18 protein-coding genes are annotated in these 22,861 nt (G+C 71.7%); 9 read left to right on the forward strand and 9 right to left on the reverse strand.

The window, feature by feature from the left end; all coding sequences use genetic code 11:
* Positions 1 to 36: 36 nt before the first annotated feature.
* The 4 genes from ABZ470_RS14535 to ABZ470_RS14550 all read right to left on the reverse strand — a co-directional run bounded on the left by ABZ470_RS14535 (position 37) and on the right by ABZ470_RS14550 (position 3,670).
* Complete coding sequence (locus tag ABZ470_RS14535) at positions 37 to 969, reverse strand: hypothetical protein (RefSeq protein ID WP_362911625.1); 933 nt, start codon at positions 967 to 969, stop codon at positions 37 to 39.
* A 79-nt stretch (positions 970 to 1,048) separates the two neighbouring features.
* Positions 1,049 to 1,348 (reverse strand): DUF4193 domain-containing protein, encoded by a 300-nt coding sequence (locus ABZ470_RS14540; RefSeq protein WP_184715811.1) that lies wholly within the window; start codon positions 1,346 to 1,348, stop codon positions 1,049 to 1,051.
* 289 nt (positions 1,349 to 1,637) lie between these two features.
* The gene (locus ABZ470_RS14545) at positions 1,638 to 3,020 is read right to left on the reverse strand and encodes a HAMP domain-containing sensor histidine kinase (protein ID WP_352016176.1); all 1,383 of its coding nucleotides are present in this window, start codon (positions 3,018 to 3,020) and stop codon (positions 1,638 to 1,640) included.
* Positions 3,017 to 3,670, reverse strand: a complete 654-nt coding sequence (locus ABZ470_RS14550; protein WP_184715809.1) for a response regulator transcription factor — start codon at positions 3,668 to 3,670, stop codon at positions 3,017 to 3,019. The genes ABZ470_RS14545 and ABZ470_RS14550 overlap by 4 nt, the downstream gene beginning before the upstream one ends.
* A 219-nt stretch (positions 3,671 to 3,889) precedes the next feature.
* Here ABZ470_RS14550 and ABZ470_RS14555 point away from each other — a divergent pair, with 219 nt between their 5' ends.
* On the forward strand, positions 3,890 to 4,057 hold the full coding sequence (locus ABZ470_RS14555; protein ID WP_184715807.1) for a hypothetical protein: 168 nt from the start codon (positions 3,890 to 3,892) through the stop codon (positions 4,055 to 4,057).
* 65 nt (positions 4,058 to 4,122) lie between these two features.
* Here the strand turns inward: ABZ470_RS14555 and ABZ470_RS14560 are convergent, their stop codons facing one another.
* Both ABZ470_RS14560 and ABZ470_RS14565 read right to left on the reverse strand, forming a co-directional pair.
* The gene (locus tag ABZ470_RS14560; protein WP_362911626.1) at positions 4,123 to 4,941 is read right to left on the reverse strand and encodes an inositol monophosphatase family protein; all 819 of its coding nucleotides are present in this window, start codon (positions 4,939 to 4,941) and stop codon (positions 4,123 to 4,125) included.
* Positions 4,938 to 6,923, reverse strand: coding sequence for a prolyl oligopeptidase family serine peptidase (locus tag ABZ470_RS14565; protein WP_362911627.1), 1,986 nt, complete (start codon positions 6,921 to 6,923; stop codon positions 4,938 to 4,940). Before ABZ470_RS14565 ends, ABZ470_RS14560 begins: the two co-directional genes overlap by 4 nt.
* A 134-nt stretch (positions 6,924 to 7,057) precedes the next feature.
* Here ABZ470_RS14565 and ABZ470_RS14570 point away from each other — a divergent pair, with 134 nt between their 5' ends.
* Positions 7,058 to 8,020 carry a ferrochelatase gene (locus ABZ470_RS14570; RefSeq protein ID WP_362911629.1) on the forward strand — a complete coding sequence of 321 codons (963 nt, stop codon included), beginning with the start codon at positions 7,058 to 7,060 and terminating at the stop codon, positions 8,018 to 8,020.
* Here the strand turns inward: ABZ470_RS14570 and ABZ470_RS14575 are convergent.
* Positions 8,011 to 9,213 (reverse strand): lytic transglycosylase domain-containing protein, encoded by a 1,203-nt coding sequence (locus ABZ470_RS14575; RefSeq protein ID WP_362911631.1) that lies wholly within the window; start codon positions 9,211 to 9,213, stop codon positions 8,011 to 8,013. The genes ABZ470_RS14570 and ABZ470_RS14575 overlap by 10 nt on opposite strands.
* A 189-nt stretch (positions 9,214 to 9,402) precedes the next feature.
* Between ABZ470_RS14575 and ABZ470_RS14580 the strand changes: the two genes are divergently transcribed.
* From ABZ470_RS14580 to sepH, 3 genes are all read left to right on the forward strand, one after another.
* Positions 9,403 to 10,560, forward strand: coding sequence for an MFS transporter (locus tag ABZ470_RS14580; RefSeq protein WP_362911632.1), 1,158 nt, complete (start codon positions 9,403 to 9,405; stop codon positions 10,558 to 10,560).
* An 87-nt stretch (positions 10,561 to 10,647) separates the two neighbouring features.
* Entirely contained in the window at positions 10,648 to 11,973 is a 1,326-nt protein-coding gene (locus tag ABZ470_RS14585) for a D-arabinono-1,4-lactone oxidase (protein WP_362911633.1), read from the forward strand.
* Between the two features lie 446 nt (positions 11,974 to 12,419).
* Positions 12,420 to 13,847: a septation protein SepH gene (gene sepH, locus ABZ470_RS14590; protein WP_362911634.1), complete on the forward strand. Its 1,428-nt coding sequence runs from the start codon at positions 12,420 to 12,422 to the stop codon at positions 13,845 to 13,847.
* 69 nt (positions 13,848 to 13,916) lie between these two features.
* On the opposite strand, the gene ABZ470_RS14595 is transcribed toward sepH, so the two are convergent.
* Entirely contained in the window at positions 13,917 to 15,521 is a 1,605-nt protein-coding gene (locus ABZ470_RS14595) for a PH domain-containing protein (protein ID WP_362911635.1), read from the reverse strand.
* A complete protein-coding gene (locus ABZ470_RS14600) occupies positions 15,518 to 16,021 on the reverse strand; it encodes a PH domain-containing protein (RefSeq protein WP_352016210.1) in 504 nt (167 codons plus the stop codon). The genes ABZ470_RS14595 and ABZ470_RS14600 overlap by 4 nt, the downstream gene beginning before the upstream one ends.
* Before the next feature lie 614 nt (positions 16,022 to 16,635).
* Here ABZ470_RS14600 and ABZ470_RS14605 point away from each other — a divergent pair.
* The 4 genes from ABZ470_RS14605 (at position 16,636) to ABZ470_RS14620 (ending at position 22,857) form a co-directional block, all read left to right on the forward strand.
* The gene (locus ABZ470_RS14605) at positions 16,636 to 17,160 is read left to right on the forward strand and encodes a YbhB/YbcL family Raf kinase inhibitor-like protein (protein ID WP_352016185.1); all 525 of its coding nucleotides are present in this window, start codon (positions 16,636 to 16,638) and stop codon (positions 17,158 to 17,160) included.
* A 183-nt stretch (positions 17,161 to 17,343) separates the two neighbouring features.
* On the forward strand, positions 17,344 to 18,927 hold the full coding sequence (locus tag ABZ470_RS14610) for a hypothetical protein (protein WP_362911636.1): 1,584 nt from the start codon (positions 17,344 to 17,346) through the stop codon (positions 18,925 to 18,927).
* 76 nt (positions 18,928 to 19,003) lie between these two features.
* Entirely contained in the window at positions 19,004 to 21,259 is a 2,256-nt protein-coding gene (locus ABZ470_RS14615; protein WP_362911637.1) for a SulP family inorganic anion transporter, read from the forward strand.
* Between the two features lie 152 nt (positions 21,260 to 21,411).
* The gene (locus ABZ470_RS14620; RefSeq protein ID WP_362911638.1) at positions 21,412 to 22,857 is read left to right on the forward strand and encodes a DNRLRE domain-containing protein; all 1,446 of its coding nucleotides are present in this window, start codon (positions 21,412 to 21,414) and stop codon (positions 22,855 to 22,857) included.
* Positions 22,858 to 22,861 lie beyond the last annotated feature (4 nt).

Genomic DNA, 22,861 nt, shown 5'->3' on the forward strand with positions numbered 1-22,861 from the left:
CGGACTACTCCTAACAACTACCCAATTCAGGCGTTTCTATGACTTACCGGGTGGAAGCGCCCCACTAATTCTTAGATCACTCCTGACCGCCTCCGCGAGCCTTCTTGTGGCGGCGCGGTTGAGGGCCCCACCTGCGACGGCGCCCGTGAGGAAGGGGCCGAGGGTGGTCAGATGGCGGCCGAGGGTGCGCAGCAGCCTGTTGCGCAGCGCCGCCTTGGCCGCCGCGCCGAGCGCGATGCCGACCGTGGCGGGCGACAGCGGATCGACGCCGCGCTGCCTGGACCAGGCGGCCACGAAGACCATCGCACGCTGGGCCCCTGTTCCCGGCACCCGTACCCCGTAAACCTCGTGGAGCTCGGCGAGCAGCTTGACCTCGATCGCGGCGACCACCAGGGTCTCGGCGACGAGCTGGGCGGGGGCGGACAGCAGCAGGGGCGGGGTGACGAACTCGGCCGCGGCCAGCGCGCCGCCGATGGCGCCGACCGTCATGGTCGCCTTGGCGGCCGTCCGCACGAGATCGTCGGCGAGGGCCTCGGAGGTCAGGCCGTGGTGGTGCTCGGAGAGGGTGGCCAGATCTCGGATGGGAATGCGAGGGGCGACGGCGGTGAACACCTCGGCCAGCCAGCGGCCCCGGCCGACCCCCGTCGCCTTGGCCCTCCTCGACCCTCTGGCCAGAAGTGTGGTCAGGCGGCCGAGCAGCCGTCGCCGCTCGGTGCCCGCGAGCCCTTCCGGCTCGATGAGTTTTCCGACGAGCTCGGCCATCTCCTGGTCGTTCGCCCCGTCGGCCGTTCTCTCGACCGTGCTCCCGGCGCCCCCGGCGCCCTCGGCCGGGCCCGGCCGGTGCTCCCGCGTGCCCGCGGGCTCGGTTCGCCCGTTCGCCGCGCGGTCCTCGTTCGCGGGTGCGCCGGCCGACTCCCCGGCGATGGAGTCGCCCGGCTTCGCACCGGTCTGTTTGTTCTCTGACGTCATGTCGCGGAACCTCCTCAGGGCTGTCCCGGCGTCCTTCCCGTCGTCGGGAGGACGACCTCGGACGGCCGTCGGAATATCGTCAGGCCGCGCACTCCTTGCAGATCTGCTGGCCGTTCCTCTCGGTGGCGAGCTGACTGCGGTGGTGCACGAGGAAGCACCGCGCGCAGGTGAACTCGTCGGCCTGGCGAGGAATCACCCTGAGCGAGAGCTCCTCGTTGGACAAGTCCGCGCCCGGCAGTTCAAGCGACTCGGCGAGGTCCGTCTCGTCGATGTCGATACTGCCCGAGGACTTGTCGGTACGGCGGGCCTGCAGTTCCTGAAGACTGTCCTCGCCGAGGTCGTCGTCAGTCTTGCGTGGGCTGTCGTAGTCGGTAGCCATCGGTCTGCTCCATCCCCCTCATCTATCTATCTGCGCTTGTGATCCGTTTGCGCTCGTTCGCGCGTGTGTAACGCTTGAGAGGCCCAACTTGTGCCCGATCCGCCAGATAGATTCCTGCTTCGGTACCCCGTCGGAATGGCCGATGAACCTCCCCACACGTGAGGGACCTCCCACCAATGGGCGTGGTTAGCCAAATATGGCGTAAACCACAACATTGGCGGCATGCACCACCGTGTTCGACGGCACATCCAACCACATGTACGGCGTGAACGAGACGCCCCCCGCCGGATCAGCGCGACTGAAGTCTCACCGTCACCACGAGGCCTCCTCCGTCCCTGGGAACGGCGGCCACGTTGCCCCCGTGAGCACGCACGACCGCGCGAACGATGGACAGCCCGAGCCCGGCCCCCTTTGAGGAGTCGATCCGTTCGGCGTTGAGCCTCCGGAACGGCTCGAACAGACTGTTCACCTCGTAGGCGGGCACGTGCGGTCCCGTGTTGGCCACCTGAACGACGAGGGCCCCCTCAACAATTCCCGTGCGCACCCACACGCGTCCCTCTTCGGGGAGATTGTGCTTGATGGCGTTCTCGACCAGGTTGGAGACGCAGCGTTCCAGGAGCACCGGATCGCCGACCGTCTCGGCGCTCTGCAGCTCGGTGGTCACGACGACCCCGGCCTCCTTGGCGCGCGGGACGAGCTGCTCGACCGCGGTCTCCGCGACGTCCTTCACGTCCACCGGCTTGCGCACGCTCAGCTCCCGCTCGCTGCGCGCCAGCAGCAGCAGCCCCTCGATGAGCCGCTCGTTGCGCGCGTTGACCTCAAGCAGCGTACGGCCGAGCGCCTTGAGGTCCTCCGAGGCCTGCGGGTCGCCCAGCGCGATCTCCAGGACGGTCCGGTTGATGGTCAGGGGGGTGCGCAGCTCGTGCGAGGCGTTGGCCACGAACCTCCGCTGGGTGTCGAAGGCCACGTTGAGCCTGGTCAGCATCGCGTCGAAGGTGTCGGCCAGCTCCTTGAGCTCGTCGTCGGGGCCTTCGAGGTCGATCCGCTCGTGGGCGAGGGTGCTGTCGGAGAGCCTGCGCGCGGTCGTGGTCATCTGCTGGATCGGTCTGAGCGCCCGGTCGGCGACGAGATAGCCGATGATGATCGCCAGGATGCCGACCCCGGCCAGCGCGGGAACCGACCTGGTCAGCAGGGCCTTGCGCGCCCCGGTGACCGCCAGGTGCAGGTTGGAGTTCCACCACTGCTGGACCTGGACCGCGAGGTCCTGGGGCATGTCGTCGGTGACCGCCCTCGGCCACGCCGACTCGATCGCCCAGCCGACCATCATGTAGATGACGAACAGCAGCAGAACCCCGGCGATGAAGAACAGCACGCCGTAGGTGATGGTCAGGCGCCAGCGGATGCTGATCCTGCTGACCGTCGTGTGCAGCCGTTCCAGCGGGGTCGGCGAGAGCGAGGTGTCACCGGGCGGGGGCGGCCCGTCCCAGGCGGGCGGCCCGGTCGGCGGGGGCGCCTGGACGCGGACCGGCGTCACGGTGGCCTGGCGCCCGCCGTTCCTCGCGCTCCGCTCGGAGTGCGGACTGATCATGGGGTGGGTCGGCACCCCCTGCCCCGCCTCCTCGGCGGGGCCGTCCGCGAAGCGGCCCTTCCCTGCGCCCTCGCCCGCGCTCACAGCTTGTATCCCACCCCGGGCACCGTCTCGATCACCTGAGGCTCACCCAGTTTCTTCCTCAGGGTCATCATCGTGACGCGCACCACGTTGGTGAAGGGGTCGATGTTCTCGTCCCACGCCTTGTCGAGCAGGTCCTCCTGGCTGACGACCGCGCCCTCGGCGCGCATCAGCTCCTCAAGGACCGCGAACTCCTTCTTGGTGAGGGCGATCTCCTCGCCGTCCCTGGTGACCAGCCGCTTGCCCGGGTCGAGACGGACCCCGGAGCGCTCCAAAACGGGAGGCAGCGCCGGGGCGGAGCGGCGGCCGAGCGCCCGCACCCGCGCGACGAGCTCGACGAAGGCGAACGGCTTGGCGAGGTAGTCGTCGGCGCCGAGCCCCAGCCCCTCCACCCTGTCGTCGACGTCGCCTGAGGCGGTGAGCATCAGGATCCGCGACGCGGTCCTGTCGGCGACCAGGCGGCGGCAGACCTCGTCGCCGTGGACCTTGGGCAGGTCCCGGTCCAGGACGATCACGTCGTAGTCGACGTAGCCGGTCCGTTCGAGCGCGCCGGCGCCGTCGTAGGCGACGTCGACGGCCATGGCCTCGCGCCGGAGCCCGGTGGCGATCGCGTCGGCGAGCACCCGCTCGTCCTCAACCACAAGCACGCGCACGACCTCTGCTACCTCCCGTGAAAGATCCGCGAAACCCGCGGCAGCGACTTTTCATTGTCGCCATACCCCGCGTAAGACGGGGGTAAGGCCGGTCTCACCATACGAACAATCCGTGATGTAAGACACATATAGGTTTAGCCATCCCATCGGCGTGGGTAGAGCTCAAAACCCAGTCCCCCGCCAGCCCAATCCTTCAGCCCCCGTGAGAAAGAAGGTGAGATGGGCGAGTTCACCACCACGATCGAACACCGCCTCGACCAGGCTTACAAAAACCTGCAGGAAGCCAGGTCCGCGGGCGACCACTACCTCGCCGACACCTTCACCGCCGAGATCGAGGATCTCCGCCGTCTGGCAACGGACAACGGCGTCGTCCCCGTCCAGCGCTGAGCGAACAGGCCCCCCGACGCCCTGCCCGGGGGGCCTGTTCGTGCTCCGGAGGTGTCCCGGGCCCGTCAATCGTCGCGTTCCGGGTCCAGCGGTGCCAGCAGATCGTGCAGTTCCTCGAAGAGACCGGGCGCCGCGCAGATCGTCAGGTCCGGGTTGGGCCGTCTGCCCCCCAGACCGCCGATCCTGGCCCCCGCCTCCGCCGCGATGAGGCCGCCCGCCGCGTGGTCCCAGTACTGCGGGCCGCGCTCGTAGTAGCCGTCGACCCGCCCGGCGGCGACCGAGCACAGGTCCGAGGCGGCCGAGCCGCCCCTGCGGATGTCGCGCACCCGCGGCAGCACGTGGGCGAGTACCCGCGCCTGGACCGCGCGCCGTCCGGCCCCGTAGCCGAACCCGGTGGCGATCAGGGCCCGGTCGAGTGACACGCCCGTGGTGCAGCGCAGCCGTTCCCCGGCCAGCCAGGCTCCCTCGCCTTTGACCGCGGTGAACACCTCTCCCCTGGGCACGACGTTGACCACCCCGGCGACGACCTCACCGTCCACCTCGACGCCGACGCTCACCGCCCACTCGGGCAGGCCGTACATGAAGTTGACGGTTCCGTCGATCGGGTCGACGATCCAGCGGACCCGGCCCTCGCCGGTCGAGCCGCCCTCCTCACCGAGGATCGCGTCGCCCGGCCTGGTCCGCCTGATCCGGTCGCGGATCAACTCCTCGGCGGCCTGGTCGAGCGCGGTCACCACGTCCGTCGGACTGGACTTGGTCGCCAGGACCTCGGGCCTGGCGGGCCGCTTGGCCAGGAGCATCTCCCCCGCCTCCCTGGAGATCTCCTCGGCCAGCCGGGCGAGAAGCCGCGCGTCCTCCCCGGCCGGCGGCCCGCCGCGCGTCACGACAGCGACTCCGGTCGCTTCCACTCCCTGCCGAGGACGTGCTGGGCGAGGAAGGCGAGCACGGTCTCGTACCAGACCACGGCGTTGCCCGGTTTGAGCACCCAGTGGTTCTCGTCGGGGAAGTACAGGAACTTCGACTCGACCTCCGAGCGCCGCAGGTCCCACCACAGGCGCAGGGCCTCACCGATCGGCACCCGGTAGTCCTTGTCGCCGTGGACGACCAGCATGGGCGTGGAGATCCGCTCCAGCGACAGGTGCGGCGACAGGTCCCGGTACGGCTGCCCGCCCGGGGGCCCGAACTCGCGCTGGAAGTAGACGGCGGCGTCGGTCGTGCCGATGAACTGCTCCAGGTTCCACAGCGAGGCGTGGGTGACGATCGCCTTGAACCGGTCGGTGTGCCCGGCGATCCAGTTGGCCATGTAACCGCCGAACGAACCGCCCATCGCGGCGGTCCGCGAGGCGTCGAGTTCGGGCAGTTCGAGCGCGGCGTCGGTGATCGCCATCAGGTCGGCGTACGTGCGCGGCCCCCAGTCGGCCCAGCCCCGCCGGATCGCCTCAAGGCCGTAACCGGTGGACAGGCACGGGTCGGGCAGCAGCACCGCGTAGCCGTTCTGCGCCATGATCCACGGGTTCCACCGCCACGACCAGTCGTTCCAGCTCGACAGCGGGCCGCCGTGTATCCACAGCAGGAGGGGCGCCGGGCTCTGCGCCGAGGCGCCCTCGGGCAGCACCAGCCAGGCCCTGACGGTCTCGCCGTCGTCGGTGGTCGCGCTGACCTCGGTCAGGGTCCCGGGAAGTTCGAGACGGGGGGCCGGGGAGGGCAGCGTCCCGACCGTGCCGTCCACGGTGACGTGGACCGGGACGGCCGGGCTGTCCACGGCGCCGCGCAGCGCGTAGACCGAGCCGTCGGGCGCGGCCTGGAGCGACAGGTAGGCGCCGTCGTCGGCGGTGAGCCGTACCGCCTCGGAGCCGTCGGCGGGGACGCGGAAGATCGGGCGGCGCCCCTGATGGTCGGCGGCCAGGTACAGCGTCCGGGAGTCGGGCGCCCACACGAAGTCGACCGGCCACAGAAGGTGGCTCTCGAAGCGGCCCGCGACGTGCCCCTCCCCGGTGGCCATGTCCACGATCCACAGGACGCACTCCACGGGCACGTCCGCCGAGCCCCGTACCTCGCGCACGCACGCGACCAGGCGCCCGTCCGGCGAGACGACGGGTTCCGCGAGGTCGTGGCCGTCCTGCTCGGCCAGGACCCTGCGGGTGCCGTCCGCCACGTCGATCGCCACCAGATGGGAGCCGAGTTCTCCGCCGGGCAGGGGGACCGTCCAGCTCGTCACGACGGTCGCGCCGTCCGGGGTGAGGTCCCACGAGGCGAGGGCCAGGCTCTTGCCCGGCTGCGGGGTGAGGTCCATGGTCCCGGTCAGCCGCTCCTGCCCGAGCGCCCCGGCGAACAGCCTGACCTCACCCGGCCCGAGGTCGTGGTCCCAGTGGCGCACCAGCAGGTCCTCGTGCAGGATCGCGCTCACCCCGTTGTCCTTGCGCGCCTTGCGCCGCTCCGCCTCGGTCGCCTCGTCTCCGGGCAGCACGTCGGAGCCGAAGACCACGTTCCCGCCCGCGGTGGCGAACCCCGCCACACCGCCGGGCCGCGAGGCGACCTGCCTCGCCTCTCCTCCCGCGCGCGGCAGCAGCCAGAGCGCGGGGACCCCCTCCTCGGTCTCCTTGACCGTCGGGTCGGGGCGGCGGGAGCAGAAGAGCAGATCGCCGCCGGCCGTGAACTCCGCTCCTGTCTCGCCTTTCACCGACCGGGTCAACCGGTACGGCTCACGCCCGTCGAGAGGGATCTCCCACAGGGACGTGCCGTAGGACTTTCCGTCGGGGTTGAGTGCCTGGACCACGCTCACCAGGCGAGTCCCGTCGGGGGAAAGCCGCAGGGAAGTCACCCGGGGTACACCGACATAATCGCGGATGTCGCTAAATGGGGTCACGCTTGGAACCTACCCTGCGCCTCTTCTTCGATCACTCCCGCCGGGAGGCCACTTTCCATACCACTCGGCTCCCCCCGGCGCGATGATGCGCGGCGATGCGGGAGGATTCCCCGCCATGCGGTTTGATGAGAGTCATGGGGACTTACGACGCGCTGCTCGTCGTCTCGTTCGGAGGGCCTGAGAAGCCCGGCGACGTCATGCCGTTCCTGGAGAACGTGGTGCGGGGCCGGGGAGTCCCGCGTGAGCGGCTGCTGGAGGTCGAGGCGCACTACCAGCGCTTCGGGGGGCGCAGCCCGATCAACCAGCAGTGCCGCGACCTGATCGCCGCCGTCGAGCCGACCGTCGACGTGCCGGTCTACTGGGGCAACCGCAACTGGCATCCCTACCTTGAGGACACGCTGCGGCGGATGGCCGCCGACGGTGTGCGCAGGGCCGCCGCCTTCGTCACCTCGGCCTACGCCTCCTACTCCGCGTGCAGGCAGTACCTCGACGACATCGCCCTGGCCAGGGCGGCGGTCGAGGGCGCCCCCGAGGTCGTCAAGCTCAGGCACTACTTCGACCACCCGGGGTTCGTCGCGGCGATGGTCGACCACACCCGCCAGGCCCTCGATCGACTGCCCGCCGAGCACCGGGACGCCGCGCGCCTGGTCTTCACCGCGCACAGCGTCCCCGTCTCGATGGCCAGGACGGCCGGGCCCGGCGGCGGGCAGTACGAGGCACAGCTACGCCGGGCCGCCGCCGCGGTCGTCGCCGGGCTGGGCGGCGAGCGGGAGTGGGACCTGGTCTGGCAGAGCCGCAGCGGCCCCGCGCACGTGCCGTGGCTGGAGCCCGACGTCTGCGACCACCTGCAGAAGGTCGACGCCCAGGCGGTCGTCCTGGTGCCGATCGGTTTCGTCTCCGACCACATGGAGGTCGTCTACGACCTCGACGTCGAGGCCGCCCAGACGGCCGCCGGGCTCGGTCTCCCGCTGGCCAGGGCGGCGACCGCGGGCACCCATGCCCGGTTCGTCGCGATGGTCGGCGAACTGCTCGCCGAGCCCGAGCCCGTCCCGTGCGCGGCCACCTGCTGCCCGGCCCCGCCCCGCCGTCACGGGTAGGCGCGGGCGTAGGCCTGGGCCACGGACAGGACCTTGTTGACGTAGGCCGTGGAGTGGTTGTAGAACCACACGGCCTTGGCCAGCTTCTTGCCGCCCTGTCCTGCGCCGTTCGCGCACAGGTAGTTGGCCGCGCCGGGCACGGCGTCGTAGGGACTCCAGATGTCGGCTACGCCGTCGCCGTCCCCGTCCACGCCGTAGGCCTTCCAGGTGGCGGGCATGAACTGCATCGGGCCGAGGGCTCCGGCCGAGGAGGGGCCGTTGTTGCGCCCGTGTGAGCTCTCCACCTGGCCGATGGCCGCCAGCACCGTCCACGAGAGACCGGGGCAGACGGTGGCCGCCTTGCGGTACAGCTCCAGATAGCTGCCCGGCCGCCCGACCGTGGCCCTGTTGCCGGTAGGCGCCCGTTCCCGCACCTGCTCGGCCTTCACCTCTGTCTTCCTGGCCGTACGGCTCCCGCCGACGACGACCACCTGGGCGCCGGAGCCGAGGAGCTTGCGCACCCCGGCGTCCATCGCGGCGACAGCCTTCTCCGGGCCGTTGACCAGCAGCGCCACCCCGGGCAGCAGGCCGAGCCGCCGTCCCGTCTCGGCGCCGACCAGGCCGTCGACCCCGGGCAGGCCGAAGGACGCCGAGGCGGCGACCCGCAGCGCCGGTCCGGAGTCCACCTGGTACCTGGCGCCGAGGACCAGCCCGAGCCGCCGGACCGCGGCGCTGTCGGCGATGAGCTCCCCTCTGTTCAGCGCCTCCCAGACCCTCGGCTGGTCGGCCACGGCCTTGGGCGCCCAGGCGCGGAAACGGGCCGGTTCGACCGCGAGCAGGTTGAGCGCGGTGCCGGAGACCCGTACCGCTCCCCCGTCGAAGGAGTCGACCTTCTGGACGTGCCCGAGCCGGGCGATGTCCTGTTTGGTGCGTTCGGGAAGCGTCGACTGGGAGACCACGAACAGCCGGGGCGGGGTGAGGGTGATCCCCGGCCCGCCGGTCGCCGCGACCACCGGGGCCGGGGTGGCGGGGGGCGGGCTCGCCTGGGTGAGGTCGGCCTGCGGGGCGAGCCTGGCCAGGTCCCGCACGGTCGTGTCCCGCCGGAGGTCGGGGGACGCCTTACGGACCTGTGCCGGGGAGTCGGCCGGGCTCAGGACGAGGAAGATCGCGCCTGTGGTGACCGCGAGGGCGGTCACGGCGAGTATCGCGACCAATACCCCCAACCTGGGATGATGTGACACTGCCCTCACGTTAGCCCAAGCACCACCGGTTCGCTCTGTTGCGCGAAAAATGAGTTGCCGTGTGATGGTTTGGTTAGAAATGGTCGATACGATCGACGACGAAAATGGGGAAAGGGGCAGTCCGTGGTCGGGCCGTACCGGAGATTGTTCAACAGGCCCGGCGTGAAGGGGTTCGTCATCGCGGGCTTCTTCGGACGGATGCCCATGTCGATGCTGGGCATCGGCATCGTGCTCCTCGTCGAGGCCCTCACCGACTCCTACGCCATGGCGGGAGCGGTCGCGGCCACCGTCAGCGTCACCTTCGCCGTCGCCGCACCCCTGTCGGGCCGCCTGGTCGACAGGTACGGCCAGGCGAGGATAGCCGTCCCCCTGGTGCTGACCCACGGCGTCTCACTGAGCGGCCTGATGCTCTGCGGCGGGCTGGGCGCGCCCGCGTGGACCCTGTTCGTCACCGGCGCCCTGGCGGGCGCCAGCGCCCTGTCCCTCGGCTCACTGGTACGGGCCCGCTGGTCCCACCTGCTGGGCCGCTCGGACGAGCTGCACGTGGCCTTCTCCTTCGAGTCGATCGCGGACGAGGTCATCTTCGTGGCCGGTCCCGCGCTGGTGACCGCGCTGGCCACCTCGGTCAGCCCGTACGCCGGACTGATCGTCGCCCTGGTCTCCACGGTGATCGGCACCGTCGCCTTCGCCATGCAGCGCGGCACCGAACCCCCGATCATCCCCAAGGGGGAGAGTTCGAGGAGCCCGATCACCATTCCCGGCGTCGCGCTGCTCTCGTGCGTCTTCCTGGCGGTCGGCTCGGTCTTCGGCTCGGTCGACCTGATCACCGTGGCCTTCGCCGAGGAGCACGGCGCCAAGGCCGCGGCCGGGCTGCTGCTGTCGGTCATCGCCACGGGAAGCCTGCTGTCCGGCCTCTGGTACGGCGCGCGGCGCTGGAAGTCCTCGATGCGCAGCCGGTTCGTCACCACCCTCGGGATCTTCGCCCTGGGCGTCTCCCCCTTCGCCCTGATCGAGCACGTCGGGGTGATGGCGCCGTTCATGTTCCTGGCCGGGCTGGCCGTCTCCCCGACGCTCATCACGGGATACTCGCTGATCGAGCGGCTGGTCCCGGCCCGCCTGCTCACCGAGGGCATGGCGTGGCTGTCCACCGCGGTCGGCTTCGGCGTGGCGCTCGGCTCGTGGGCCGCCGGACGGCTGACCGACCTCTACGGCTCCTCCAGCGCCTACATCTTCCCGCTCGGCTGCGCCCTGCTGGCCGTGGCCGTCGGCGTGGGCGGCTTCGCCTGGCTGCGGCCCCCTGTTCTCCAGGAGCAATCGTGAGTATGGTTCATGTCTCCTGGCGGGACGGAGCCGTGCCCGCGGCGTGAGCCGGGCACGCCACGCGACATCCCCGGCCGAGGAGCGACCATGAGCCGGACCCCCGCCGCCTTCCGCAACTGGGCGGGCAACCAGTCCGCCGTCCCCGCCGAGGTCCACGCGCCCTCCTCAGCCGAGGAGGTCGCCCTGGCCGTACGGCGGGCGGCCGAGACGGGGCGGCGGGTGCGCATGGTCGGCACCGGGCACTCCTTCACCGGCGTCGCGCTGACCGACGGCCTGCTCCTTCGGCCCGAACGGCTGACCGGCGTCCTGCAGACCGGCGAGGGCTGGGTGCGGGCGGCTGCGGGGACCCCGCTCAGCGTGTTCAACGAGGAACTCGCCCGCAGGGGCCTGGCGCTGGCGAACATGGGCGACATCACCGCCCAGACCCTGGCCGGAGCCGTACAGACCGGCACCCACGGCACCGGCGGCAGGATCGCCGGTCTGGCCGACCAGGTGATCGCACTGGACCTGGTGCTCGCCGACGGCGAGAGCGTCACCGTCTCCCGCGAGGGCACCGCCGAGATCCGTGACGGGGTCACCGAGCGGGACCTCTTCGACGCCGCCAGGGTCGGCCTGGGCGCACTCGGGGTGGTGACCGCGCTGACCTTCGCGGTCGAGCCCTCGTTCCTGTTGCACAGCGTCAGGCAGCCGATGCGGCTGAGCGAGATCCTCGGCTCGCTCGACAAGATCACCGCGGACAACGAGCACCTCGACTTCTTCTGGCTGCCGCACACCGACACCTGCCTGACCAAGCGCAACAACCGCCACCCCGGCCCGGCCAGGCCGCAGAGCGCCCTGAGGCACTGGCTGGACGACGTCTTCCTGGAGAACACGGTGTTCGGCGCGCTGTGCGGGCTCGGCGCGCGCCTGCCCGCCGCCATCCCCGGCATCAACGCGCTGTCGGCCTCGGCGCTGTCGGCCTCCGAGCGCGTGGACACCTCCTACGAGGTCTTCGCGACCGTACGGCGGGTGCGTTTCCTGGAGATGGAGTACGCCGTCCCGCGCGAGCACCTCGCCCAGGCCCTCAGGGAGACCCGTGACCTGATCGATCGCCGGGGCTGGCGGATCACCTTCCCGATCGAGGTTCGGGTCACCCCGCCGAGCGACGCCTGGCTGTCCACCGCCTACGGCCGCGACTCGGCCTACGTCGCCTGCCACGTCTACCGGCCGACCCCGAACCCGGACTACTTCGAGGGCGTCGAGGAGATCATGGTCCGGCTCGGCGGCCGACCGCACTGGGGCAAACTCCACACCCGCGACGCGGCCTACCTGTCCACGGTCTATCCGCGTTTCGCGGACTTCCTGCGGCTGCGGGACCTGCTCGATCCGGGACGGGTGTTCTCCAACGACTATCTGGACACCGTCCTGGGCTGACCGGCGCGTCCCGCGATCCAGGGAACTCCCCGGGCCGGCCTCCCTGCGTGCGACCTCCCCTGGAGGGTCACGTGCCGGCGTCCTGTCGCCTCGACGGCGGATGCCGGAGCGGATTCGCAGACGCCCACGTCGCCCGGCTCCGAGGGCGTCCGCCGGAGACGACCGTCACCCGGGCCGATCGCCCCGAACCGGGGGCTCTTGCACCAAGTTCGCGACGGCGCCCTGGGTTATTGGGGAGAATCCGTCGGGGACTCCGAATGCACTGCTCCACAACGGTGCCCGATAAGCAGGTAAATGGAGCAAATGTGACCGGCGTCACATCGCTGCGAGCCCCATCCAGGAAGGCGATGTTCGGACATGCCGGGTACGGTGCTGGCAGGCAACCGGCACACGCGAGAGACTCAAGGGTCCGGGGGAAGATTGAGCACGACGACGAAGGGACTCGCATGCAGGAGCTCCGTCTCGTCGCGGTGAGTGAGGACGGGACCTACCTTGTGCTGGCCACGGCCGGCCGGGGGACCCGGTTCACGCTGCCCGTCGACGACCGGCTCCGCGCTGCCGTCCGCGGCAACTTCTCCCGTCTCGGCCAGTACGAGATCGAAGTGGAGAGTCCGTTGCGCCCCAAGGAGATCCAGGCCCGGATACGCGCAGGAGAGACCGCCGAGGAGATCGCCGCCACGGCGGGCATCCCGGTCGAGCGCGTGCGGTGGTTCGAGGGCCCCGTGCTCCAGGAACGTGAGTACATGGCCCAGCAGGCGCAACGCTGCGCCGTACGGCTTCCTGGGGACTCCGCTCCCGGCCCCACCCTCGGTGAACTGGTCGCCGAACGGCTGACCCGTCGCGGCGTGCCCGCCGACGAGATCGACTGGGACTCCGCGAAGCGGGACGACAACCTGTGGCGGATCAAGCTCGGTTTCGTGTGGAACGGTCACAGCCGCAGGGCGGAATGGATCTTCGACCCGCGGCGGCGTCACATCACCCCGCACGACGACGAGGCCATGCGCCTGTCGTCGGGCGACCAGGCCGAGCCGGCCGAGGACAGCACGGTCACCCCGTTCGTGCCCCGGGTCGCCAAGCTCGCGCCGGTGCCCCCGCTGGCGCCCGAGCCGCTGGGCCAGCCTCCGGTCTCCTTCCCCTCGGTCCTGCGCCAGGAGCAGTCGCCCTCCGACGACTCGCCCCAGCCGCCGGAGGCGCCCGCGCCCCAGGAACGCTCCGCTCCGGCCGCCTACACACAGCCTCCGATGCCGCCGTTGCCCCCGGGCTACGATCCGCCGAGGCCCACGGTGCCTCCGCTGCGCGCGCCCGACTCCATGGCCCCGTTCGAGCAGCCGATCAGGACCCCCGAGGCCGCGCCCGTCGCCCGGATGCGGCCCCAGGAGTCCCCGGTGCTCGTGACCCCCAGGCCACTCGCCACACGGGAGCAGGTCATGGAGTCCGAACCGGCGGCCCCTGAGGTCGCCGAGACCGCCGAACCCGCCGAGGTCACGACGCCCGCCGAGCCGTCCCCCGAGGTCCTGGAGACCACAGAGACCACGGGGTCCACGGAGTCCGCGGAGACCGGCGTCCCCGCCGAACCCGCGGAGGAGGAGGCGGCCGCGGTGCCCGCCGCGCGTCTCAGCCTGGACGAGCGGGCCAGGAAGGAGGCCGCCGCGTCCCCCGATCCCGTCGTGGAGAAGGCCGCCGAGCAGGTCCCGGAGAAGGTCCCAGAGCAGGTCGCCGAGAAACCCGCTGAGAAGGTCCCGGAGAAGGTCGCGGAGAAACCCGTCGAGCCGCCGAAACCGGCCCCCGCACGGCCCGCGAAGCGAGCCAGGGGACGGCGCGCCTCGGTGCCCACCTGGGACGAGATCATGTTCGGCGCCAGACGTCAGGACTGACCACAGGACACGCGAAGGCGGGGGCGGCACGGGAGACCGGCCGCCCCCGCCTCGCCGTACGGAAGGTGTTCACTCCACCGGCTTGGGCCGCTCGGAGTTTCCGGTCAGGAGGAACGGCGCCAGCCAGGCGGGGGTGACCTCGGCGGCGAAGGCCACACCCTGGGCCTCGCCGACGTCGAAGGCCGAGTAGCCTCCGCTGCCCGCCCCGACCCCGGCGGTCACGGTCAGCACCCGGGCCTGGCGTTGGAAGGGTGTCTGGGTCAGCTTCCAGCCGACCACCGCGCGTTCCTCGATCACGACCTGGGAGCGGCGCAGGGAACCCGACCTGACGGACAGGCGGGCCCCGTCGTAGGCGTGGCCGAGCGAACGGTAGCGGTCGAGGCCCAGCGGGACGCCGAGTGCCGCCAGGAGCAGGGCGACGGCGGCGGGCCCCCACCACAGCGGCGACCACACGAGCCCGGCCGCTCCCGCGCAGACCGCGATCACGAGCCACGGGAAGACCGCCCTGAAGAGCCTGCGCCTGCGCGCCGCGGGCGGATGCGGCCGCAGCCGGGAGATCGTCGGGCCGACCGCCTCCCCGACCACGTCCAGCGCCTTGGACCTGGGCACCACGGGCAGCAGCTGACCCCGGGTCTGCGAGTCGCCGAGCCCGGTCACGACGGCCCATGCCCTGGCGACCCCCGCCCAGCGTTCGGCGACCCCCTCGACCAGCTCGAACCCGCGCACCCTGCGGCGTTCGAGCGAGACGCTCCTGCGGGTGAGCAGACCGCGCCCGGCGACGAGGTACCCCTCCCGCACGCGCAGGGTGAAGTCCCAGTTGAACACGGCGTACATGACGCCTCCCGCGACCGGCATGGCCAGTACGAGCAGCACCAGGGCCACGAGCAGCACCACGGGGTGGTCCCAGAGCCACTCCCCCGCGCCGACCAGGAACCGTCCGTCGACGCGCAGTTCGTTGCCCCACTGGAAGGCCAGGCCGACCGCGCCGGCCGCGAGCGCGAACGGGGTCAGCAGGTAGGCGCCGGACAACGGCCCGTAGGCCAGCCACCGGCGCGGCACCACGAAGAGCACCCGCTCGGCCTGCGGCCGGTCCACCGGCGTGGAGACCCCCTCCTGGTACGGCCCGGCGGGCACGGCCACCGGGTCACGGCCGCCCTCGCCCGTCTGCGCGCCGGCCCTCGCGTGCCGGAGCAGCACGGCCTTGAGGCGCTCCGCCTCCGCGACCGTCACCCCGTCGAGCTCGCCCTCCTGCTTGTCCTCGCCGCCCGCGCCCGTGTCGATCTTCAGAACGGCGATGCCGAGCAGCCGGTGCAGCGGCGGGTTGCTGACGTCGACGCCACGGACGCGCTCCAGCGGGATCGTCCGTACCGACCTGCTGACCAGGGCCCGGGTGAGTTCGAGCCTGTCCCCGGCGACCTGGTAGGTGAAGGTGGCCCAGCGGACCACGGCGTAGGCGACGGAACCGGCGACGCCGAGGGCCGCCCAGAGGAAGGAGCTCGGTGAGAAACCTCCGACGAACAGCACCCCGGCCAGCGGCAGGAAGAGCGAGGGGAGCATCCTGATCGGCTCGGTCAGCAGCACCTTGGGACTCAGCCGCTGCGGCGGACCAGGGAGCGGGGCCCCCGGCCCCTGGTGGATGCCGGGGCTCGGAGCCGCCTCGTCCTGACCGGTCACGTCGCGTCGTCCCTCAGCTCCTCGGCCCGCCGTGCGAGCTCCTCGGCCAGGGTCGCGGCGACCTCGTAGTCGAGGCCCTTGATCGTGGAGGACCCGGCGTGGGAGGCCGTCCGGATCTCGACCGTGGCCAGTCCCAGGACCCGCTCGAACCAGCCCTGCGCCTTGTCGACCGTCTGGATCCTGCTGACCGGGACGAACGCCCACTCCCTGCTGATCCAGCCGGAGCGGGCGTAGACCACGTCCCCGCTGAGCTCCCAGCGGTGCACGGCGTAGCGCCAGAACGGCTCGGCGATCGCGGCGGGCAGGGTGGCGAGCGTCACCAGCGCGGGCAGCCACCAGATGTTGCCGAGCACCCATCCGGGCAGCCAGGACCAGCGGTCGCCGTCGATCCAGCGCGTGAGGAGGAACGACCCCCCGATCAGGACGACGGACCAGAACAGCCCCTCGAACAGCCACAGCGCGATCGCCTTGCGGGAGACCGCGTTCGCCGGGGCCCGCAGGGGAACCCTCAGGAGGTCGCGTGAGGGACCATGACCACCCGTGCCGGGCAGGGCCGTGGCCGCCCTCTCGGGTTCGGCGTGCTCTTCGGCGTGGTCTCTCACGGTGCCAGCCTAAAGGGTTCCGTCCCAGGGGGCTGACCGTCATGCCCGCGTTGTACGGCTTGGCCGTACGGTGCCCTCTGGCGTCACCCCAGAGGCCCGTGGGGGGACCGGGGGAGCCCGGGCGCGGGGGAACGGCCCCGAGAGGTTTCCCGAGCGTTCACGACACTCCCGCATCGCAACTCCACAGGATTCACAACCGGGCCGGGCCGCCCGTCCGTAAGGCGGCCGTCCCGCCCGCGGCGAGGCCGCGCCCATACCTTGATCGTCGATCATCGGCTCCGGATATCGGCAGGTCGGGATGGATGCGAGGGCCCCGGGGCATGGGCGCCTCCTCCCGCCGGGGCGGCGGCCCCCGGACCGGGAAGCGCTCTCTCCGCCCCGGGTTCGTGTCCGATTCCCGGGTTTTTCCGCGCCATGGAACCTCGCGATCCGGTCTGCGCATCTGCCAGATCCGCGTAGCATCATCGGGCATGGGGCAGCCGCACACGTCTACACGCCGCCCGCGACCTGCCGTGGGGACGGCACTGGCCGCGGCGTTCGTCGTCGTTGCCTCGGGCTGTGGCCTGACGGGCGGCTCCGCGTCCGCCGACCGGCTGCAGCTGGAGCCGATCAGTGTCTCCAGCCCCCAGTTGCGGGACGGCACGGCTCTGCCCTCCGACTACTCGTGCAAGGGGTCGGCGGGCAACCCGCCACTGCGGTGGTCGGGGATTCCGAACGACACCAAGTCGGTCGCGATCGTGGTCGACAACAACTCACGCACCGGTGGAGAGGTGAACTGGGTCGTGTTCGACATCGACCCGCGCACCAACGAACTGGCCGATGACAGCGTCCCGGTCGGCGCCGTGGAGGGAAGCACCACCAGCGGTAAGACGGGCTACAGCCCGCCCTGCCGCGACAAGGAGAGCTACCGCTTCACCGTCTACGCGCTCAACGACCGGATCGAGCTTCCCAAGGGCGCCTCCCTTGAGAAGACCCTGAAGAGCATCGCCTCCAGGACGATCGCCTGGGGCCGGCTCACCACGACGCACATCGAGTGACAGGTCAAACACCGGAGGTAGTAATGGTTACCGATTCTTCACTTAGGGTGTGACAACGCTCATAGTGGTCCGACACAATCAGATCCAATGTCCGTGCGCAGGTGATGCAAGGGGGCAGGTCGCGTCGATGGCCGCGCGACCTCACCGGCGCCGCTGGAAGGCCATGGCCTTGAGGGTGGTGCAATGATCGCGGTCGTAGCAGGTCTGGTCGCCGTCGTGCTCCTCGTGCTCGTCGTCGTGGCACTGGGCATGCGGTCGATGAACCGCAGGGAGAGTGCGCTCCCCGCGGAACGCCTTCGCGAGTTGGAGGAGAAGGAGGCGCAGACGCCTGCCTTGTCCATCGACGACTTCGCGACCCGGGAACCGAAGATGAAGCACTTCAGTCCCGACCTGACCCCGTTCGACGAGCCGAAGCCGCCCCGTCCGCCCCGTCCCGCGGGTTCGCGGGGGAAACGCGGCGTGAACGAGTTCGGCCAGGCCGACGACTACGACGACGACTACTGGACGCGGCTCCAGGCTGACGAGGGCGGTTTCGGAGGGTCCTTGGCAGCCAAGATGGGCGCGAGCCGTCCCGCGTCGGAGACGCCGGGCCAGCCGCCCGCGGCCCCGGTTCCGCCGGTCCCCCCTGTCGTCCCGATCGCGGCCTCGGCCGCCGACGCGGTGACCGTGCAGGCGCCGCTGCCGAACAGGCCGCAGGCCCCCAGGCCCGCCCAGGTTCCCGTGCCGCCGCCCGCCCCCGCCGTCGCCTCGGCCTCGCTGCCGTCCGGCCTCGCCGACCTGATCGAACCGGTCCAGCCGAACCCGGCCCCCACCGCCGCCGCGCTCGCCGAGCAGAAGACGGTGACCTTCGCGGCCCCGACGCCCGGCGCGTTCGGTGAGCCCCGCACACCACGTTCCCGCAGGAGCGGGCGCGCCGCCGCCGCGAACGCCGCGGCCGGTGGCAACACGGGCCCCGGCCCCCTGCCGGGCGCGCCCGCGCGACCCGACCCGCTCAACGAGCCGCTCGCGCCCCGCCCGCGCGGCGCCGCCCCCGCTCCCGCCTCCGGTGCCGCCGGACGCGGTGTGGGCGGGGCCCCCGTACGGGACCCCGGGGCCGGGCAGGTTCCGCCGCCGATGCCTCCGATGGGCCCGACCACCAGCGGTGGGTTCCCCGCCGCCTTCCCGGCGGGCGCCTCCCCGAACACCGCGCCGGGTGCCGCTCCGGCCCCGTCGCCCGCGCCGTACGGCTCCGGCGGTGTGCCCGAGCCGTCCAGGCCCGTCGCGGACAACCCGTGGGCGCGGGCCACCTCGCCCACCTCGGGCGGCTGGCCCGCGGCCGGCAGCCCGGACATCCTCGACGATCCCGGACCGTCGTACGCCTCCTACCAGAACCCGGTGTACAACGCCCCCTCCGCGGCCCCCTCGGCCACCTCCTACGAGGTGAGCACGGGCTGGGCCACCATCGACGACGACGCGCTCACCGGGCCGACCCCGGCGATCTCCACCCCGACCGCGCCCTCCAAGGCGGTCGGTTCCTACGACGAGCAGCCGCGCACGGCGGGCAGGCCCTCCGGCGGGCAGGGCCACGAACCGGTACCCTCCACCGCCTGGCCGGAGCCCACCCCCGCCCCCGGTGGCGGCGCGGGCACGGTGTGGCCGAGCTACGGCGACCTGTACGGCACCGGTGTCCCCGAGGTCGCGACGACCCCCGACGGGCAGGCGGGGCCCTCTCCCCGTGGCAGCCGTCACCGGGCCCAGGAGCCCGACTACCCCGACTACTACCGCTGACCGATCCGTCCCGGCGTCCGTAACAGGCCACGCCGGGCCACTGAACCGCGAGGCGTCGGCAGCGTAGTGTCTGCCCATGGGGACGAACACGAAGAGTGACATCGCGCTCACCGGACGCACCCTCGCCTCCGTAGTACGTCATGATCTGCCCGCCTCCCTGGTGGTCTTCCTTCTCGCGGTGCCCCTGTCCCTGGGCGTCGCGGTCGCCTCCGGGGCGCCGCCCGCCGCCGGGCTGGTCGCCGCGGTGACGGGCGGGGTGGTCGCGGGCCTCCTCGGTGGCTCCGCCGTCCAGATCAGCGGGCCCGCCGCCGGGCTGTCACTGGTGGTCGCCGAACTGATCGCCGTGTACGGCTGGCGGGCCACCTGCCTGATCACCCTGCTGGCGGGCGGTCTGCAACTGCTGCTCGGCACCTTCAAGGTGGCCCGCGCGGTGCTGGTGGTCTCCCCCGCCGTGGTGCACGGCATGCTCGCCGGGGTGGGTGTGGTGATCGCCCTGGGCCAGGTGCACGTGGTGCTCGGCGGCGCCCCGCAGCGCTCCGCCGTGGAGAACCTCGCCGAGCTGCCCGGCCAGCTCGCCGCCGTCCATGGTCACGCGGTCCTCGTCGGCCTGCTCACCGTCGGCGTCATGTTCGGCTGGAACCGGTTGCCCCGGCGGTCACGGATCGTGCCCGCGCCGCTGGCCGCCCTGGCCGTCTCCTCGGCGACCGCCCTGCTGGCCGGCTGGGATGTCACCCAGCTCGATCTGTCGGCCGGCCTGGTCGGCTGGGTGGCCCCGGTGTGGCCGGAGGGAGACTGGCACGGGATCGTCGCAGCGGTGCTGCTGGTGGCGCTGCTGGCCGGGGTCGAGTCGCTGTTGTGCGCGGTCTCCGTCGACAAGCAGCGTGACGGCGGGCGCAGCGACCTGGACAGGGAGCTCGCCGCGCAGGGCGTGGCCAACATCGTCAGCGGCGCGCTGGGCGGGCTGCCCGTCGCCGGAGTGATCGTACGCAGTACGGCCAACCTGCGCGCCGGGGCGCGCAGCCGCTGGTCGGCGGTCCTGCACGGCCTGTGGATCCTGCTGTTCGCCGTCTGCCTGTGGCGGACGATCACGCTGATCCCCGCTGAGGCGCTGGCCGCCCTGCTGATCTTCATCGGCGTCCGGATGGCCGATCTGCGACGTCTGCGTGGCCTGCACGGGCACGGGGAGATCCCGATCTACTTCGCCACCATGGCCGGGGTCGTGCTGCTCGGTCTTCCCGAGGGGGTGCTGCTCGGTCTCGGTCTGGCCGCGCTGTCCGCGCTGCGCCGCCTCACCGGGGTGACGGTCCGGGCCAGGCCCGAGCCCGACGGCCGCTGGCACGTGCTGATCGGCGGTTCGCTGACCTTCCTCGGCGTGCCCAGGATCGTCGCGGAGCTGCACACCGTTCCCCCCGGCGTGGCGGTCGACCTCGACCTGAACATCGACTTCATGGACAACGCGGCCTTCGAGGCCGTGCACGCCTGGCGTCAGGAGCACGAGCGCGGGGGCGGCAGCGTGGACGTCGACGAGCTTCACGACGAGTGGTACGCCATGGCCGCCGGCGGCGCCAGGATGTTCCCGGCGAAGTCGCCGCCCCGCGACCCTGAGCGCTGGTGGCTGCCCTGGGCGCACCGGCGCGGTCCCACGCTCCTGCCGGCCGGGCCCTCCCCGGCTGGGCCTCCGCCGGAGCGGGCCGGACCGGCCCCGGCCCCCGACCACCTGCTCGCCGGGGCGCGGGAGTTCCACCGCCGTACAGCGCCGCTGGTCAGGCCGTTCCTGCACGCGATGGCCCGTGGGCAGGACCCCTCCCATCTCTTCATCACCTGTGCCGACTCCAGGGTCGTGCCCAACCTGATCACGGCCAGCGGGCCGGGTGATCTGTTCACCGTCCGTAACATCGGCAACCTGGTCCCCCGCTGGGGCGCGGTGCCGCGCGACGACTCGGTCATGGCCGCGATCGAGTACGCGACCGGCGCGCTGGGCGTCAGGACGATCACGGTCTGCGGCCACTCGGGCTGCGGGGCGATGGCCGCGTTGCTCGACGGCGGCGAGAAGGCCGCGGGGCTGCCCTCACTCGGCCGCTGGCTGCGTCACGGCGACCACAGCCTGGCGCGTTTCCTCTCCGGCCCGGACGCGGGAGCCGACGAGGGGGCGCTCGACCGGCTGTGCCGTACGAACGTGGTCCAGCAGCTGGAGAACCTGCTGACCGTTCCCCGGGTGGCCGAGCTGGTCGGGCGGGGGCGGCTGGAGCTGGTCGGCCTCTACTTCGACATCCCCACGGCCCGCGTCCACGTGCTCGGGCCGGCACCTGGCCTTGTGGATAGACATCCGTAACCCCGATTCGGCCACCATGCTTTTCCCGGTTGGTGTGTGGGTCATTAACCTTCCCGTCTCCGTCTGATTCCTCCGCGCTCATCGAACCGAGTCCTTGGCGGCCTAGCGTCCGTGCTTGCCTCCCACAACCCTCCGTGCATGAGGAGTGACGCATGTTCCGACTGCTCCGACCGTCTCGACCCTCCCGACGCAGGGCGCTCACGGCGGCGTCCGCGGCCGTCGCCGTCGGCGGCGCGACCGTGTTCGCGGCCGTCTCCCTGTCCGCGGGGGTGGCCAACGCCGCCTCCACCACCTTCACCCCGGTGGCCGACACCTATGTGGACAACAGCCACACCGGCACCAACTACGGCACCTCCGGACAGCTCGGCGTCGACGGCTCCCCGGTCAAGCGGTTCTTCCTGCGGTTCACCGTCACCGGCGTCACCGGCACGGTCGGCAACGTCAAGCTGCGCGTCCACACCGACGACGTGAGCGGCTCGGAGAGCGGCAGCGGCGGCACCTTCAAGGCCGTCGGCAGCACCACCTGGTCCGAGACCGGCACCACCTGGAACAACCAGCCGTCCATCGACGGGGCCACGCTGGGCACGCTCGGCCCGGTGGCCCGCAACTCCTGGTACGAGCTGGACGTCACGCCGTACGTGACCGGCAACGGCACCTACAGCATCGGCGTCACCTCCTCCAGCTCGGACGGCGCCGACTACGACGCGCGGGAGAGCGGGTCCTCGACCGCGCCCCAGCTGGTGGTGACCACCGACACCGGTTCGACCCCGACGCCCACGCCGACCTCGACGGCCTCCGGCGATCCGGTGCTCGTCGGGGCGGGCGACATCTCCAACTCCGGCTCCGGCGACAGCGCGACCGCCGCGCTGCTCGACTCCATCCCCGGCACGGTCTTCACGCTGGGCGACAACGTCTACAACAACGGCACCACCTCGGAGTTCAACACCTACTACGACCCGACCTGGGGACGGCACAAGGCGCGGACCAGGCCGGTGCCGGGCAACCACGACTACAACACCTCCGGGGCCTCGGGCTACTACGGCTACTTCGGCGCGTCGGCGGGCGACCCGTCCAAGGGCTACTACTCCTACGACCTCGGGGCGAACTGGCACGTCGTGGTGGTCAACTCCAACTGCTCGGCCGTCGGCGGCTGCAACGCCGGGTCCGCGCAGGAGCGGTGGCTGCGCGCCGACCTGGCCGCGAGCACCAAGCCGTGCACGGTCGCGATGTGGCACCACCCGCGTTACACCTCCGGCGCCAACCACTCGCCGGACACCTCGGTCGCCCCGATCGTGCAGGCGCTGTACGACAACGACGCCGACCTGATCCTGACCGGCCACAACCACCAGTACGAGCGGTTCGCGCCGATCAACCCGGCCAACCAGCTCGACAACGCCCGGGGCATCCGGCACTTCGTCGTCGGCTCCGGCGGCGCCAGCCACTACTCGTTCGGGACGATCCTGCCCAACAGTGAGGTCCGCAACAGCGACACCTACGGCGTCCTGAAGGTGACCCTGCACGCCAACAGCTACAGCTGGCAGTTCGTGCCCGAGGCGGGCAAGACCTTCACCGACAGCGGCACCACCGCCTGCCACTGACGAC

The sequence above is a fragment of the Streptosporangium sp. NPDC020072 genome (assembly GCF_040631445.1).
Taxonomy (GTDB): Bacteria; Actinomycetota; Actinomycetes; order Streptosporangiales; family Streptosporangiaceae; genus Streptosporangium.

What these genes read in the sequence shown, in the direction of transcription:
- ABZ470_RS14555 (WP_184715807.1), top strand. Translation starts at nt 3,890, where the DNA reads ATGGGCGAGTTCACCACCACGATCGAACACCGCCTCGACCAGGCTTAC.
- ABZ470_RS14615 (WP_362911637.1), top strand. Translation starts at nt 19,004, where the DNA reads ATGGGGACGAACACGAAGAGTGACATCGCGCTCACCGGACGCACCCTC.
- ABZ470_RS14540 (WP_184715811.1), bottom strand. Translation starts at nt 1,348, where the DNA reads ATGGCTACCGACTACGACAGCCCACGCAAGACTGACGACGACCTCGGC.
- ABZ470_RS14620 (WP_362911638.1), top strand. Translation starts at nt 21,412, where the DNA reads ATGTTCCGACTGCTCCGACCGTCTCGACCCTCCCGACGCAGGGCGCTC.
- sepH (WP_362911634.1), top strand. Translation starts at nt 12,420, where the DNA reads ATGCAGGAGCTCCGTCTCGTCGCGGTGAGTGAGGACGGGACCTACCTT.
- ABZ470_RS14585 (WP_362911633.1), top strand. Translation starts at nt 10,648, where the DNA reads ATGAGCCGGACCCCCGCCGCCTTCCGCAACTGGGCGGGCAACCAGTCC.
- ABZ470_RS14570 (WP_362911629.1), top strand. Translation starts at nt 7,058, where the DNA reads ATGGGGACTTACGACGCGCTGCTCGTCGTCTCGTTCGGAGGGCCTGAG.
- ABZ470_RS14610 (WP_362911636.1), top strand. Translation starts at nt 17,344, where the DNA reads ATGATCGCGGTCGTAGCAGGTCTGGTCGCCGTCGTGCTCCTCGTGCTC.
- ABZ470_RS14535 (WP_362911625.1), bottom strand. Translation starts at nt 969, where the DNA reads ATGACGTCAGAGAACAAACAGACCGGTGCGAAGCCGGGCGACTCCATC.